General features: G+C 75.0%; 9 protein-coding genes. 3 read left to right on the forward strand and 6 right to left on the reverse strand.

Translation table 11 applies throughout. From position 1 onward, the window contains the following. Positions 1-127 precede the first annotated feature (127 nt). The 4 genes from ACIP5M_RS29390 to eccB form a co-directional block, all read right to left on the reverse strand. The gene (locus ACIP5M_RS29390) at positions 128-436 is read right to left on the reverse strand and encodes a WXG100 family type VII secretion target (RefSeq protein ID WP_401202311.1); all 309 of its coding nucleotides are present in this window, start codon (positions 434-436) and stop codon (positions 128-130) included. Between the two features lie 45 nt (positions 437-481). Continuing rightward, positions 482-820, reverse strand: a complete 339-nt coding sequence (locus ACIP5M_RS29395) for a hypothetical protein (RefSeq protein ID WP_401202313.1) — start codon at positions 818-820, stop codon at positions 482-484. Between the two features lie 215 nt (positions 821-1,035). After that, complete coding sequence (gene mycP, locus ACIP5M_RS29400) at positions 1,036-2,286, reverse strand: type VII secretion-associated serine protease mycosin (RefSeq protein ID WP_401202315.1); 1,251 nt, start codon at positions 2,284-2,286, stop codon at positions 1,036-1,038. Between the two features lie 11 nt (positions 2,287-2,297). Next, positions 2,298-3,878 carry a type VII secretion protein EccB gene (gene eccB, locus ACIP5M_RS29405; protein WP_401202317.1) on the reverse strand — a complete coding sequence of 527 codons (1,581 nt, stop codon included), beginning with the start codon at positions 3,876-3,878 and terminating at the stop codon, positions 2,298-2,300. A gap of 267 nt (positions 3,879-4,145) precedes the next feature. Here eccB and eccE point away from each other — a divergent pair, with 267 nt between their 5' ends. The 3 genes from eccE to ACIP5M_RS29420 all read left to right on the forward strand — a co-directional run bounded on the left by eccE (position 4,146) and on the right by ACIP5M_RS29420 (position 8,830). Next, complete coding sequence (gene eccE, locus ACIP5M_RS29410; RefSeq protein ID WP_401202319.1) at positions 4,146-5,417, forward strand: type VII secretion protein EccE; 1,272 nt, start codon at positions 4,146-4,148, stop codon at positions 5,415-5,417. Further along, positions 5,414-6,112 carry a hypothetical protein gene (locus ACIP5M_RS29415; protein ID WP_401202320.1) on the forward strand — a complete coding sequence of 233 codons (699 nt, stop codon included), beginning with the start codon at positions 5,414-5,416 and terminating at the stop codon, positions 6,110-6,112. The genes eccE and ACIP5M_RS29415 overlap by 4 nt, the downstream gene beginning before the upstream one ends. A gap of 192 nt (positions 6,113-6,304) precedes the next feature. After that, positions 6,305-8,830, forward strand: a complete 2,526-nt coding sequence (locus tag ACIP5M_RS29420) for an SCO5717 family growth-regulating ATPase (protein WP_401202322.1) — start codon at positions 6,305-6,307, stop codon at positions 8,828-8,830. Positions 8,831-8,922: 92 nt separating this feature from the next. On the opposite strand, the gene ACIP5M_RS29425 is transcribed toward ACIP5M_RS29420, so the two are convergent. Beyond that, on the reverse strand, positions 8,923-9,879 hold the full coding sequence (locus tag ACIP5M_RS29425) for a bifunctional riboflavin kinase/FAD synthetase (RefSeq protein ID WP_401202323.1): 957 nt from the start codon (positions 9,877-9,879) through the stop codon (positions 8,923-8,925). A 103-nt stretch (positions 9,880-9,982) separates the two neighbouring features. Then, positions 9,983-13,774: a serine protease gene (locus ACIP5M_RS29430; RefSeq protein WP_401202324.1), complete on the reverse strand. Its 3,792-nt coding sequence runs from the start codon at positions 13,772-13,774 to the stop codon at positions 9,983-9,985. Between the last annotated feature and the right edge of the window lie 53 nt (positions 13,775-13,827).

Raw genomic sequence — 13,827 nt, forward strand, 5'->3', positions numbered from 1 at the left:
GTACCCGTACGACAGGACATGCACGATTACGCCGAAGGGGCGCGCCCGGTGCGGGCGCGCCCCTTCGGCGCGGAAAGACCTCCGCCCCCGTGAGCGTGCGACCACACGGACGGGACCGGGACCGGGCTCAGAAGGCCTCGGTGAACAGGCGCGAGGCCTTCTGGTCGGTGGCGCGGTAGTCGTCCTTGCCGCGCTCGATGAGCTGGGCGACCTGCTCGAGCGTGTTCTTCATGTGCTCGGCCTTGCCCTTGTACTTCGCCTGGAGCTGCACGTACGAGCCGTGCGCCTCACCGTCCCAGGTGTCCGTGACGACCTTCAGCGCCTGGTCCATGGAGGCCAGGTCGTCGACGATCTTCTTGGAGACGGCACGGATGCGGTTGGCCATCTGCTGGACGCTCTCGTACTGGACCTTGGTGTGGCCGTCAGTACCTGCCATGTTCTTCTCCTTCGCGCTGAGCGGGTTACCGGGAAACGGCGGGGGTCAGATGGAGTTGAGGCCGGAGCCGTTGCCGCCCGCGCTCGCCTGGACGGCCTTGAACGCCGAACGCACGTCGTCGTCCTGGGCGTTGCTCAGGTTCTTGGTCTGCGCCACCGCGTTGTGCAGGACTCCGAGGAGGCGGCGGATCTCGTCGTGGTCCTCGTTGACCACCGTCTGGGCGTTGATGAACCCCGAAGCACCCACACCGGTCCAGCCGGCGCTCACCGTGGCGAGGATGTCGGCCAGTTCGCGGGCCTGGGTGGTGACGGCATCGGCCGTTTCGGAGATCTTGTTCTTGGCCTGGACGATCGGATCGTCTGCAAGTCCGAAATTGTTGCTCATCCGAAGCTCCTCACTTCTCAATTCGCCGGCAGAACCGGCGGATTGCGTGGCGGAGCGGACATCCACCGGGCGCGGTTTTGAGCCACGCGCCCGGACATCCCCCTCCGCTTCACGCGAATCCCCCGATCACAGTCGTGAAGCCTGGTGTCACTCTAGCCAGTTCATCGTCACGGCCCAACACCGGTGCTCTGCTTCCGTTGATGAACTGTGACCGTTCACTGCAAACGGCGTCGTCTGTTCCGGGCGTCCCGGATGACGGTCGCGGCGCCCGCGATGACGGCGATGAGGACGGCTCCGATGCCGAGAGCGTACGTGCCGAAACGCTCCTCGCGCTCCTGGGCCGTCTCGGTGAGCTGCAGCGCGGCGGCTTCCGGGGCGACCGCCGGGGGCGGGCCGGGGTCCGGGACGGGGGCCTTCGGCGGCTCGTGGTCCTGGCTGAGCGCGCGCACCGGGTCCACGACGCCCCATCCGACGTAGTCGTCACGGCCCTTGACGGAGCGTTCGGCGGTGTTCTGGATCTGCCAGACGATCTGCTGGGGGGTCCAGTCCGGGTGTTTGGCGCGGAGCAGGGCGGCGACGCCGGCGACGTACGGCGCGGAGAAGCTGGTGCCGTTGTCGATGCACTGGCCGAAGCCGGGGACGGTGGAGACCATGTCGACGCCGGGCGCCGCCACCCCGATGAAGTCGCCGGGCTGGGAGAAGGCGGCCCGCTCGTTGTTGCGGTCCGAGGCGCCCACGGCGAGCACGCCCGGGAAGGCTGCGGGGTAGGTCTTGCGCTTCTCTCCGCTCATGCCGTCGTTGCCCGACGAGGCCACGACCACGATCTTGGCGTCGAGGGCCTTCTGGACTGACTTGCCGAGGTCGGAGTCGGCGGACAGCGGTACGTCCGTGTCCTGGGAGATGTTGATGACCTGGGCGCCCTTGGCCACGGCGTGGTCGATCGCCTCGCTCAGGGACTTGGCGTTGCCCTTGCCCTGGCCGTCGTTCTGCCGGATCGGGATGATCGTGGCCTCGGGGGCCAGCCCGACGAAGCCGGTGCCGGCCTGGGGCCGGGCCGCGACCAGTCCGGCGACCTTGGTGCCGTGGCCGACGGTGTCGTTGGTGCCGTCGCCGCCCTTGGGGTCGATGAAGTCCTTGCCGGCGCCGGTGTCGATGGCACCGCTGAGCTGCGGGTTCGCCCGGTCCACGCCGGTGTCGATGACCGCGACCCGGACGCTGTTGCCGGCCTTGTCCTTGCCCTTGGTGGTCGCCCAGAGCTCGTCGAGGAGGAGCCGCTGGAGCGCCCAGGGGCGGTCCTCGATCTGCTTCTTCATGGGGAAGGTGCACTCGCCGGCGCCGTCCAGGGGCAGGGTGTACGGGGCCTGCGGCGCGGCGCCGGCCGGCGCGGCCGGCAGCAGGACGGCGGGCGCGGCGAGGGTGAAGGCGGCGGCGAGCAGCGCGCGCCGCCGCTTCGGGAGCTGGGTCATCGGCGGTTTCCTCACGAACCCTGCGGCTGGCGGGCCGAGTTGGTGTCCAGGCGCGGCCCCTTGGAGAGGAAGTCCGACCACGCCTTGGGCACCATGGCCGGAGTGATCTTCCCGTAGCCGAGACGGATCTGGGCCTGGCTGGGCTCGGGAGCGCCGGGCGCGCCGCCCTTCGCCTGCTGGTCGGGGGCGCCGATCTTCGACTTCTCGGCGTCGCTGTCGCCGTTGGCCTGGACGGCGTACCGCAGGCCGGTGTCGGTGACCAGGAAGAGGGAGCCGCCGGCGGTGGTCTGCTTGCCCTGGACCTGGGTGTAGAGCAGGCCCGAGCCGGGGGTCACGTACGCGCTGGTGCCGCTGGCGGTGATGTCGACGGGGAAGCCGGTGCCGGCCCAGGTACTGAGGGTCTGGCCGCCCTGGGCGTCGACCGAGCGCAGGACGTTGCAGACGGTGTCGCGGTCGCCGGCTCCCCCGGCCTGGGTGCCGGCGGCCGGTGCGGTCTGGTTGATCCGGTCCGTCTTCCGCTGCGGCCACGTGCGGTCGCCGGAGAAGGGCGCGGGGTCGGGGTTGAGGGACTGGAGGTCGATCTCGCGGGCCTTGCCGTGCATGTTGAGGCCGTCGGTGGCGGGGGCGGAGATCAGCAGCCACGCGACGAAGTCGGAGACCGGCGCGACCTTTCCGGGCAGCACCACGTAGTGCTGGGTGCCGGAGCCGGTCTGGGCCTTGAGCACCATGCCGACCTTGTTGTCGGCGGTGACCAGCCCCTTGACGTTGGCGGGCTCACCGGCCTTGGCGGGCAGCTGCGGGAAGGCCAGGTCGTCCCCGGAGTTGAGGGTCGCCAGCCACTGCTCGGTGACCTGCTGCGGGGTGGCGCCGGTGCCGACGAGCGCGGTGGTCATCGTCCCGGCGGCCGGGGTGCCCTCGGGGAACTTGTACTTCGTGCCCGCCGCGTCGACGAGGTAGCGCTCCTTGCCCGGGCCGGTGCTCTGCACGTACAGCGACTGGGTGTCGGTGAGCCTGCGGGCGTCGTCCGTCAGGTGCGTGTCGCGGTCGGCGAGAACGAAGGTGGCGGTCTGCACGCCGCGGCCGTTGCCGCCGGGCTGCTGGCAGACGGCCCAGCGCTTGGCCTTGGCGGCGTCCTTGTCGGCGGGGAGCCGGTCGGGGGCGTACGGGATGCCGATGATGGGGCCGCGCGGCGGCTTGCCCTGGTCCAGGACCTTGTCCTCGACCTGGATCACCTTGAACTTCGAGGGATCGAGGAGGAGTCGGGCGGAGGCGAGGTTCAGCACCGGGTGCAACCGGGTCTGGTCCTTGCCGTCGACCTTGGTCGTCAGCACCACGTAACGGGTCGTGGAGTCCTTGCCCACGATGACCTGCGTGCCCGGCTCCGCCCAGCCCTTGGGGGCCGTCGGCTTGAACATGCCCCAGGCCCCGAAGGCCGCCATCACGACCGCCGCGACGATCAGACCCGGGAGGACCGCGCGCAACGGGCGCGGGGCGCCCTCCTCGGTCCCCGTCGCGGAGGGCTGAAGGAACGCGGCCACCGTGCGCCGCTTCGCAAAGGTGTACGCGTTGAGTTCATCACGTCGTGATGCCATGACCGCCTGCTTCTCCCCGCACGGCCCGGCCGGTGAGTACGGTCCCCGGGCCTCGATTGTCGGACCGGGCACCTACTATGCCTCTTGACGGACGGTATGCAGGGGCCGGGTAGGGTGAGGGTGCCGCTCAGCGCCTCCCGGAGCGCGGTATTCAGGGGCATCAGGGCTTGTTGGGGTGGATTGGGGAGATTCCGGAGCCATGCGGCGGGTGCCGCGCGGCGCCGGAACCCGCCGGGTCCGCCCCCTGAAAGGTGAGGTGTGCGAGTGATGGCCACCGCGACGCAGCCACAGACGGGCGCGGCCGCACCCGCACGGGGCGGGGTGACCCCGCATCCGGAGTCGAGCCCCGGCCGCTTCGGCCCGTTCCGACTGCAACAGCTCGTACTGCTCCAAGTCGCCGCGGCCGTGCTGCTGGTGGCCTGGGTGGTCGAACCGCTGCTGCTGGTTCCCGCCGGTGTCCTGGCGCTCGTCCTGGCGGTCCTCGCGGTCGTACGGCGGCACCAGCGCTCCCTGCCCGAGTGGATCGGCAGCGCGCTCGCCCTGCGCGCCCGGCGGCGCCGGGCCGCCTCGCTGGCCGTGCCCGCGGGCACCGAGCCGGGGCTGGCCCCTCTGGTCGAGGCCGATCCCGCGCTGCGCACCCTGACGTTCAGCGACCGGGACAGGCGGCCGGTCGGGATGATCGGCGACGGGACCTTTTTGACCGCGGTCGTCCAGGTGGACACGGACGCGACCGCGCTGCGCCCCGACCGGGGCGCACGGCCGCTGCCGCTCGGCGTCGTACGGGACATCCTCGAAGTGGACGGCATCCGGCTGGAGTCCGCGCAGCTGGTGCAGCACACCCAGCCGGCGCCGGCCCCGCACCTGCCGGCGCAGTCCATGGCCACCCGCAACTACGCGCCGCTCCAGGCCCGTACGGGTACGCCGGCGGTGCGGCTGACGTGGATCGCCCTCAAGCTCGACCCGGAGCTGTGCCCCGAGGCGGTCACCGCGCGCGGCGGCGGGCTCGCAGGTGCCCAGCGGTGCGTGGTGCGCGCGGCGGACCAGCTGGCGAGCCGGCTGACCGGGGCGGGGTTCAAGGCCACCGTGCTCACCGAGCAGGAGCTCACGGCGGCCCTGGCCACCTCCTCGTGCGCGAACCCGATGGCGATCACCCAGGCCGGGCGGTCGGCGAGCACGGGGCGGCGTACGGAGGAGACCCCGCGGACCTGGCGCTGCGACGACCGGCGGCACACCACGTACTGGATAGGCCGCTGGCCGCAGTTGGGCGGCGCGGGCGCGGCGCTGCCGCAGTTCGTGGCGCTGCTGACCTCGCTGCCCGCTCTCGCGACGAACTTCAGTCTGACGATGGCCCCGGCGGACCGGCAGGGCGTCACCCTGACCGGACACGTCCGGGTGACGGGGCGCAGCGACGAGGAACTGGTCGCGGCGCGGCGCGAGTTGGAGCGGACGGCGCGGGGCGTGAAGACCGGGCTGGTCCGGCTCGACCGTGAACAGGTGCCGGGGCTGCTGGCCTCGCTGCCGCTGGGAGGAGCGCGATGAGGGGCGGTTTCGGGCTGGTCGGCCCCCGCCGGGAGCGGCACGTGGTGGCCGCCGCGGACCTGGACGTCCTCGCGCTGCCCGTCGGGGACGACGGGGTCGTCATCGGCGTGGACGCCGAGGGGCGGCCGGCGGTGCTCGGCATCAACCGGCCGACGCCGTACGAGGTGACGCTGATCGGCGGTCTGTGGACGGCGCAGGTGCTGGCGCTGCGCGCGGCGGCCACGGGCGCGCGGGTGGCGGTGGAGACCGGGCGCGGGCACGTGTGGTCCGGGCTGGCCCAGGCCGCGGGCGGCGGGCAGCAGTGCGTGACCCTGCACGAGGTGGGCCGGGTGCCGCCGCAGGGTGCGTCGGCCGGCAGTCCCGTGCTGGTGATCCGCGACTGCGGGATGCGGCCGCCGCGCGGGCGCGTGGTGGCCGGGCCCTGGCAGTCGGTGCTCACGCTGCTGCCGTATCTGAGCCCGACGGCGCCGCGGCTGCTCCAGCAGTCCTCGCTGGTGGGTGTGCAGCGGGTGTCCCCGGACGAAGCGGAGCAGATCGGCCGTCTGATGAACCTGTCGCGGCGGGCGGTGGACTCCCTGCCGACGCTGGGCGACGGGGTGACGATGTGGTGCACCCCGCGGGACCGGCAGTTCGTGATGACCCAGGGGACGGAAGCGGAAGTGGGCCTGCTGGGACCGGCACGGCGCATCGACTGACCCGCCCGCCTCCGTGGCACGGGCCCGGCGTAGCACGGGGCAGTATGGAGGTGGCTCCCCACCGCGCGGCACCGGTCGCGCGGGAGTGTGGGCCGACGGGGGCGGACACTGGTGCCGGGGCGCGATTAGGCTGAGCGTGGCCGCGGCGTCGAGGTGGGCGCCGGACCAGTGTTCGACAGACCAGGAGGACCAGTGAGCGGCGATCGGAACGAGAGGCGCGGCGGGACGTGGGACGTCCCGACGGACGATCAGTCCGACGCGGAGCCCGAGCTGACGGGCGAGTTCACCATCGACTACACCCCGCCGGCCTGGTACACGCAGGGCGCCGCACCGGCCGCCCAGGTGCCGGGGCTGCCCGAGGGCAGCGGCTTCGAGCCCCACCGCCCGTCGGACGTGGCCTCGCCCCCGACGATGCGGATCGCTCCCCCGGCCCCGCGGACTCCGTCGGACGGCGCGGGCCTGCCCACCCCTCTTGCGTCGACGCCGGCCCCTTCGCACCAGGCTCCGGCCCCGGCCGAAGCGCCCGCGCCCTACGGGAACTCGGCCCCGGCACCTGCCTACCCGAGCCCCGCCCCGGCGGAGGCGCCCGCGCCGTTCGAGAACCCGGCGCCCTCCTACCAGGCCCCGGCCCCGGCACCGTACGGAGACCCCGCCCCGGCACCCGCCCCGGCCGAGGCGCCCGCGCCGTTCGAGGCACCGGCTCCGTCGTACCAGGCTCCGGCCCCGGCCGAAGCCCCCGCGCCCTACGGGAACTCGGCCCCGGCACCCGCCTACCCGAGCCCCGCCCCGGCCGAGACGCCCACGCCCTCCGACGCACCGGCGCCCTCCCACCAGGCTCCGACCCCGGCCGAGGCGTCCGCGCCGTTCGAGAGCCCGGCGCCCGCGGCCGTCGAGGGTCCGGGTTCCGACGAGGCCCCGGCGCCGGTGGACGCCCCGGCGTCCACGCCGTTCGCTGCTCCGGCCGCCGTCGAGGCACCGTCGGCCGCGGCCGGCGGACCGGCTCCCGCCGATGCGCCCCGGAGCTTCGAGGTGGCTCCGCCCGCCCCGGCCGACGCCGCCCCGTCGGCCACGCCTCCGGCACTGGAGGGGACGCCGGCTCGGGCCGAGCTGCCCGCGTCCGTCGAGGACGCCGGTCCGGCACTGGTGCCGGTCCCCGTTCCGGCGCCCGGGCCGGTGACCGGGCCGCACGACACCCCCGCCGAGGGCACGCCCCTGCTGCCGCCCGCCGTCGAGGACGCGGCACCGCCGGTCAACCCCACGGAGGTACCGCCCGCCGCCGCGGAGACCCCGTTCGGGGGACCCGGTGGCGAACTGCCGTCGCTCCCGCCCCCGTTCGCGTCCCAGGACCCGTACGCGTTCCAGCCGCCGGCTCCCGCTCCGCAGCAACCGCAGGCCCCGCAGCACGATCCCCGCTCCAGCGGGCAGTGGCCCGTAGGCGCTCAGCAGCCCCAGCCGCAGCCCCAGCCGCAGCTCCCGTACCAGCAGCCCCAACACCCGCACCCCCAGCCGCAGCCGCCCCAGCCTCACGACCCCCGCTACTCCGCCGGCCAGACCGCCGGCGGGGCCCCGCTCGGCTACACCGCCGCCGTCGAGCTGTCCTCGGACCGCCTGCTGCGCAACAAGCAGAAGCCGAAGAACAACAACAACCAGGGCGGCCGCTTCCGCTTCGGCGGCAAGGCGGCCGAGGCGGAGCGCCAGCGCAAGCTGGAGCTGATCCGCACCCCGGTCATGTCCTGCTACCGCATCGCCGTCATCTCCCTCAAGGGCGGCGTCGGCAAGACCACGACCACCACCGCCCTCGGCGCCACCCTCGCCACGGAGCGCCAGGACAAGATCCTGGCGATCGACGCGAACCCCGACGCCGGTACCCTCGGCCGCCGCGTCCGCCGCGAGACCGGTGCCACGATCCGGGACCTGGTCCAGGCGATCCCGTACCTGCACTCGTACATGGACATCCGGCGGTTCACCTCCCAGGCGCCCTCCGGCCTGGAGATCATCGCCAACGACGTGGACCCGGCCGTCTCGACGACCTTCAACGACGAGGACTACCGCCGCGTCATCGACACGCTGGGCCGCCAGTACCCGATCATCCTCACCGACTCGGGCACCGGACTGCTCTACTCCGCCATGCGCGGCGTCCTGGACCTGGCCGATCAGCTGATCATCATCTCGACCCCGTCCGTGGACGGCGCCAGCAGTGCGAGCACCACCCTCGACTGGCTCTCCGCCCACGGGTACGCGGACCTCGTCTCGCGCTCCCTCACCGTCATCTCGGGGGTCCGCGAGACCAGCAAGATGATCAAGATCGAGGACATCGTGCAGCACTTCGAGACCCGCTGCCGCGGTGTCGTCGTGGTGCCCTTCGACGAACACCTGGCGGCCGGCGCCGAGGTCGACCTCGACATGATGCGCCCCAAGACCCGCGAGGCGTACTTCAACCTCTCCGCCCTGGTGGCCGAGGACTTCGTACGGGCCCAGCAGCAGGCTCCGCAGGGCCACTGGGGAGCACCCCAGCAGCCCCAGCAGCCCCAGCCGTACGGGCAGGGACCGGGCCAGCCCCAGCCCCCGTACCAGCAACCGCAGCCGCAGCCGCAGCCGCAGCCGCAGGCACCGCAGCAGCCCTACGGCCAGCCCTACCCGCAGCCCGGCCAGCCCTGGCAGCAGCCTCAGGCACCGCAGCACCCGCAGCAGCCCCCGCGCGACCCGCGCCTCGGCTGAGCCCGGAGCCCGGAGACACTGAGCAAAAGACGAAGGGCCCGTACCACCTCGGGAGCGATCCCGGGGGGGTACGGGCCCTCGCCCGTGGTGCGTCAGCGTTCCATGTCGTACGCGTCCGTCAGGATCCGCGCCCGCTTCACGTCGTCCGCGATCGCCTCCAGCAGCCCGTCCAGCGACTCGAACTTCGCCATTCCGCGGACGTAGGCGAGGAAGTCGACCGCCACGTGCATCCCGTACAGGTCCAGCCCGATCCGGTCGATCGCGTACGCCTCCACGGTCCGCTCGGTCGCGTCGAACTGCACGTTCGTCCCCACCGAGATCGCCGCGGGCATCCGCTCGCCGCCCGCCGTCAGCCAGCCCGCGTACACCCCGTCCGCCGGGATCGCGGTGTGCGGCTGCGTCTCGACGTTCGCCGTCGGGTAGCCGAGCTCGCGCCCGCGCTGCGCACCGCGCACCACCACGCCCTCGACCCGGTGCGGGCGCCCGAGGATCTCGGCCGCGCCCTCCATGTCGCCCTCGGCGACCAGCTTGCGGGCCAGCGTCGAGGAGAACGGCACGCCGCCGCCCGCCGTGCCCCGCTCGACCAGGTCCACGACCTCGACCTCGTAGTCGTAGGTGGAACCCAGCTCGCGCAGGAAGTCGACGTTCCCGGCGGCCCGGTGGCCGAAGCGGAAGTTCGGGCCCTCGATGACGGCCTTCGCGTGCAGCTTGTCGACGAGCACCTTCACGATGAAGTCGGCCGGCGACAGCTGCGAGAACTCCGCCGTGAACGGCAGGATCAGCAGCGCGTCCACGCCCAGCCCGGACATCAGGTCGGCGCGGCGGTCGTATGGGGCGAGGATCGGCGGGTGGCTGCCGGGGCGGACGACCTCGCTCGGGTGCGGGTCGAAGGTGACGACGACGGACGGCACGCCGAGCGCGCGCGCCGTGGCCACGGCCCGTCCGATGATCAGCTGGTGACCCCGGTGCACACCGTCGTACGAGCCGATGGTGACGACGCTGCGTCCCCAGTCCTGGGGGATGTCCTCCAAGCCACGCCAGCGCTGCACTGTGACCGCTCCTCGCCCGAACCCGTGTAGGCCTTGTACTGATTGCCGATTACAGGTCTAAGACTGCCATGCCGTGGCCCGCGGCCCCGCATCGGCATCGACGTCACGTCACATCCGGGGCGGCCCTCCCGAGGGTCTCCACCGTGCGCCGCGCGCTCGGACCCAGCAGGGCCGCCGCTTCCGCGCCGGCGTCCGCCAGCCAGCGGGCCGCGAGCGCACCGAAGGCCGGTTGGGACCGGGCCAGCTCCACCGTCCGCAGCTCGAACACCGGGGGCCCGCCCGGGGCCTCCAGCAGACGCCGCCCGGTGCGGCGCAGCAGGTCCCTCGTACGGTCCTCCGGGCGGCCGCCCGCGCCGGCGGCGACGGCGCCGAGGAACGCGCCCAGCACCAGCGGGTCCGTCTCCTCGCACAGCAGTACGTCGGCCAGCTCGGTCCGCAGCGCGTACGAGGGCTCTCCCCCGGGCGCGCCCAGTACGGCGGCCAGCGCGGCCCGCACCTCCGCCGGCGCGGACCGGAGCAGGTCCAGCACGAGCGGGCGCAGCACGGGCGCGGCGGCGGGGCCCTGCTCCAGGCGCCGGTCGACGAACGCGGCGGCGTGCGGGGCGTCCTCGGGGCGGCGGGCGAGGTGCTCCCGTACGAGGTCGGCCGCGCGGCGGGCCAGTGCGGGGGTGGTCAGCGCGGCCAGGGCCCGTACGACCTCCCCGTCGGCCCGGTCGCGCAGCGCGGCGAAGACCGCGTCGGGATCGGGCAGCACGGGCAGGGCGGCGACCAGCGCCGAGGCGGGCAGCCGGGAGCCGTGCCGGGGGTCGCGGAAGCAGGCGAGGGCGTCGGGCAGGTAGCGGGCGCGCACTTGCGGGTCGCGGAGCAGCATCGCGAGGGCGCTGCCGTGCAGGGTGCTGTCGGCGGGCCGGGCGAGCATCGTCTGGGCGGCGTAGCGCAGCAGCTCGCGGTCGGCGGGGGTGCGCACGTGCGGGGCGGTGGCGGGGCCGTAGGCGGCGGCCGCGACGCGCCGCCCCGGGCGTTCGTCGTGCGCCCAGCGGTCCACGGCCCGGCACAGCGCGGAGGGCTCCTCCTCGGCGAGGACGGCGAGCAGTTCGTCGGCGCGCGGGTGCGCGGCGCTGACGAGGGCCTCGGTGAGGTCGTCGAGGGCGAGGTGGCGGTGGGTGTGCAGCAGGGCCTGCGCGGCGGTGGCGACGGTGGCCCCGGGGCGCCCGCGCAGCCGCCGCCCGTCGGTGAACCAGGCGCACAGCAGGGGCTGCGCGCCGCGCGGGTCCCGGGTGAGCCGGCGGGCGGCGGCGTCGAGGTAGCGGTCGCCGGGGGCCGCTTCGGCGGGGTCGGCGGGCAGCAGGCGGCGCAGGAGGTCGAGGCGGTCGGGCTCGGGGAGGCGCAGCCGGTTCCAGAACCAGCCGCCGAACTCGCCCGGGCCGGCGCGGGCCACGTGCTCGGCGAGAGCGTGCAGGACGGGGAGGTGGGGGTGGGCGTCGGGTGCGCCGAGCAGGGTCTCGCGCAGCAGCCGGGTGGCCCACCAGACCCGGTCGGGCTCCACCGGTTCCTCGGCGAAGGCGTTGAGGCGGTGGACGAGGTCCGTCAGCTCGCACTGCAGCCGGTCGGGGGGCAGCGCGCGCAGAGCGTGGAGGACGGGCCCGATCCGGTGCCGGGGCACGGGCAGGCCGGGTAGGGCGGGGTGGTGGACGAGGGAGGCGAGGGCGGTCGGGACGTCGAGGTGGCCGGCCTGGAGCCAGTCGGACAGCTCCTCGTGCGCGAAGCGGTAGCCGGGTCCGGCGGGCACCAGCAGCCGCTCGGTGAGCACGGCGGAGGCCCAGCCGGTGCGCCAGGGGAACAGCTCCTCGAAGGAGGCGCGGTCCAGCCCGCCCTGGCCGGGGCCCAGGCAGCGGCGCGCGGCCTCGTGGACGCTGCCTGCCACGCGCGCCGCGAGCCGTGCGACGCCGGGGCCGTGCACCCCGGCGGGTCCCCGCACCCCGGCGGGTCCCCGCACCTCGGCGGGGGCGGCTCCGCCGGCGGCGATCCGGACGGCGGCGCGCAGGCAGAGCAGGTCGAGGTGGGCGGCGAAGACCTCGTCGCGGCCGGGGCGGCCGGCGGTGACCTCGGCGGCGCGGATCCCTGCGAGCAGGGTCAGGGTGAGGGGGTGGCGGGCGTCTTCCTCGCGGACGGCGCCGGCGGGGATTCCGAGGCGGGCGCGGGCGGCCTCGGCCTCGGCGGGGGTGAGGTCGCCGATCGGGAGGGCGGGCGGCAGCCGGCGGGCAGGGCGGGTGGGGGTGTGCAGTACGTCGGGCGGGTAGAGGGCGCCGGCCCGCTCCCAGTGCTCGGGGCGGGCGGCGACGACCAGCCGGGTGCCGGTCGCGCGCAGCCAGTCGGCGGTGGCCTCGGTCCAGGGCCCGAGGCGGTGGGCGAGCTCGGGGGGCATCTCCTCGGGGGCGTCGAGCACCACGAGGAGCGGCCGCCCGGCGTGGGCGGCCGCCAGGGCCACCCGTGCGGCGATCCCGTCGGGGGCGGGGGGCGGCGGCGCGGGAGCCGGGGGCGCTGACCGCGCCGGTGGGGTCGGTGCCTCCGGCCGGGCCGGGGGGTCGGTCGGCGTCGACTGGGCCGGAGGGACGGGCGGCACCGACCCAGCCGGGGGGACCGGCGGCACCGACCCGGCCGGGGGGACCGGCGGCACCGACCCAGCCGGGGGGACCGGCGGCACCGACCCGGCCGGGGGGATGCGGTGGGTTTCGACGGGGCCGGGCGCGCGCCGGGGCACCTCCTCGGGCGCCGAACGTGGCCAGGGGTCGGAGTCGGAAAGCGGCACTGCGTTCGGCGCCCTGCGGGGGCGCCCCGGCACACACCCGGCCCCGTCGAAACCGGCCGGCCCGGCCCCGTCCACACTCCCGGCTCCGGCCCCGACACCGGCCGAACCGATGGGCGGGGTGGCCTGGGCCAGGATGCGGGTCGCCGATGTGAGGGCGCGGGTGGCGGCGTCGGCCAGAGAGGTGTCCACGCCGTGGAGGTCGGCGCCGCGGAGCCACAGGGTCGGGGTCGGGCTGGGTCCGCGGGACCGGCGGGCGGCCAGGGCGGCGAGGGCCGTGGTGCGGCCGGTGCCCGGGGCTCCTGCGAGGCCGAGGACGAGGCGGTCCCCCGCGGTGAAGGCCTCCAGTTCGGCCTCGACGCCCGGCCGTTCGACCGGCGCGGGCCCGCTCTCGTCCGGGGGGAAGGCCGCGCCGACCGTGATCCCGGTGAGTTCGAGGGCGCCCGCGAGGTTCAGGTCCGCGCCGTAGGCCGGCACGGTCGCGCCGTTGCGTTCCAGCAGGGCGGAGAGGGGACCGCCCGGGTCGGCCGCGGCCGCCGCCCGCAAGGCCACGGCGAAGGCTCCGGAGCGGTGCTCCGCCCGGAGAGCGGTGCCCAGGACCGCGAGCACCGCTCCGGTCTCGGCGTCGAGGACCGGGCCCCCGCAGGTCTCCCCGCCCAGCAGCAGCGCGTCGCGCCCGTCCGTGCCGATCGCCAGCTCCAGCGCCGTGCCCCCGGGCAGCGCGTGGACGCGGTCCGCCGTCGCGTAGCAGGCCTCTGTCCGGCCGAGCACCCGCGCCTGGCGCCATCCCCGCGCGGGCAGCCGTACGTACATCCCCGCCGCGATCACCTCGGGCGCCGCGACCGGCAGCGGCCGCGCCCCGAGCCCGTCGGTCCGTACGAGCGCCAGCGCCAGCTCCGGGAGCACCGTGATGTCCCGGGCCCCCGCCGACCAGGTCCGCCCGCCCGTCTCCTGCGGCCCGTGCAGCACCACCCGGCTCAGCCCCTCCACCGCCTCGCAGCCGGTGACGACCGTGCCGCGGTCGTCCGCGACGAAACCGGTGCCGCGCGGCCGCCCGGCGCGATCGCAGATCCTGACCAGCTCCGACATGGCCGCACCACTCCCCCGCAACGCCCCGTGCACACACGACGGTAGGCAGGTGA

This window comes from Streptomyces sp. NPDC088762, from assembly GCF_044750905.1.
GTDB lineage: Bacteria > Actinomycetota > Actinomycetes > Streptomycetales > Streptomycetaceae > Streptomyces.

Excerpts from the sequence above, each read along its gene's own strand:
- eccE (WP_401202319.1), top strand. The coding sequence starts at position 4,146 with ATGGCCACCGCGACGCAGCCACAGACGGGCGCGGCCGCACCCGCACGG.
- eccB (WP_401202317.1), bottom strand. The coding sequence starts at position 3,878 with ATGGCATCACGACGTGATGAACTCAACGCGTACACCTTTGCGAAGCGG.
- ACIP5M_RS29415 (WP_401202320.1), top strand. The coding sequence starts at position 5,414 with ATGAGGGGCGGTTTCGGGCTGGTCGGCCCCCGCCGGGAGCGGCACGTG.
- ACIP5M_RS29430 (WP_401202324.1), bottom strand. The coding sequence starts at position 13,774 with ATGTCGGAGCTGGTCAGGATCTGCGATCGCGCCGGGCGGCCGCGCGGC.
- ACIP5M_RS29395 (WP_401202313.1), bottom strand. The coding sequence starts at position 820 with ATGAGCAACAATTTCGGACTTGCAGACGATCCGATCGTCCAGGCCAAG.
- mycP (WP_401202315.1), bottom strand. The coding sequence starts at position 2,286 with ATGACCCAGCTCCCGAAGCGGCGGCGCGCGCTGCTCGCCGCCGCCTTC.
- ACIP5M_RS29390 (WP_401202311.1), bottom strand. The coding sequence starts at position 436 with ATGGCAGGTACTGACGGCCACACCAAGGTCCAGTACGAGAGCGTCCAG.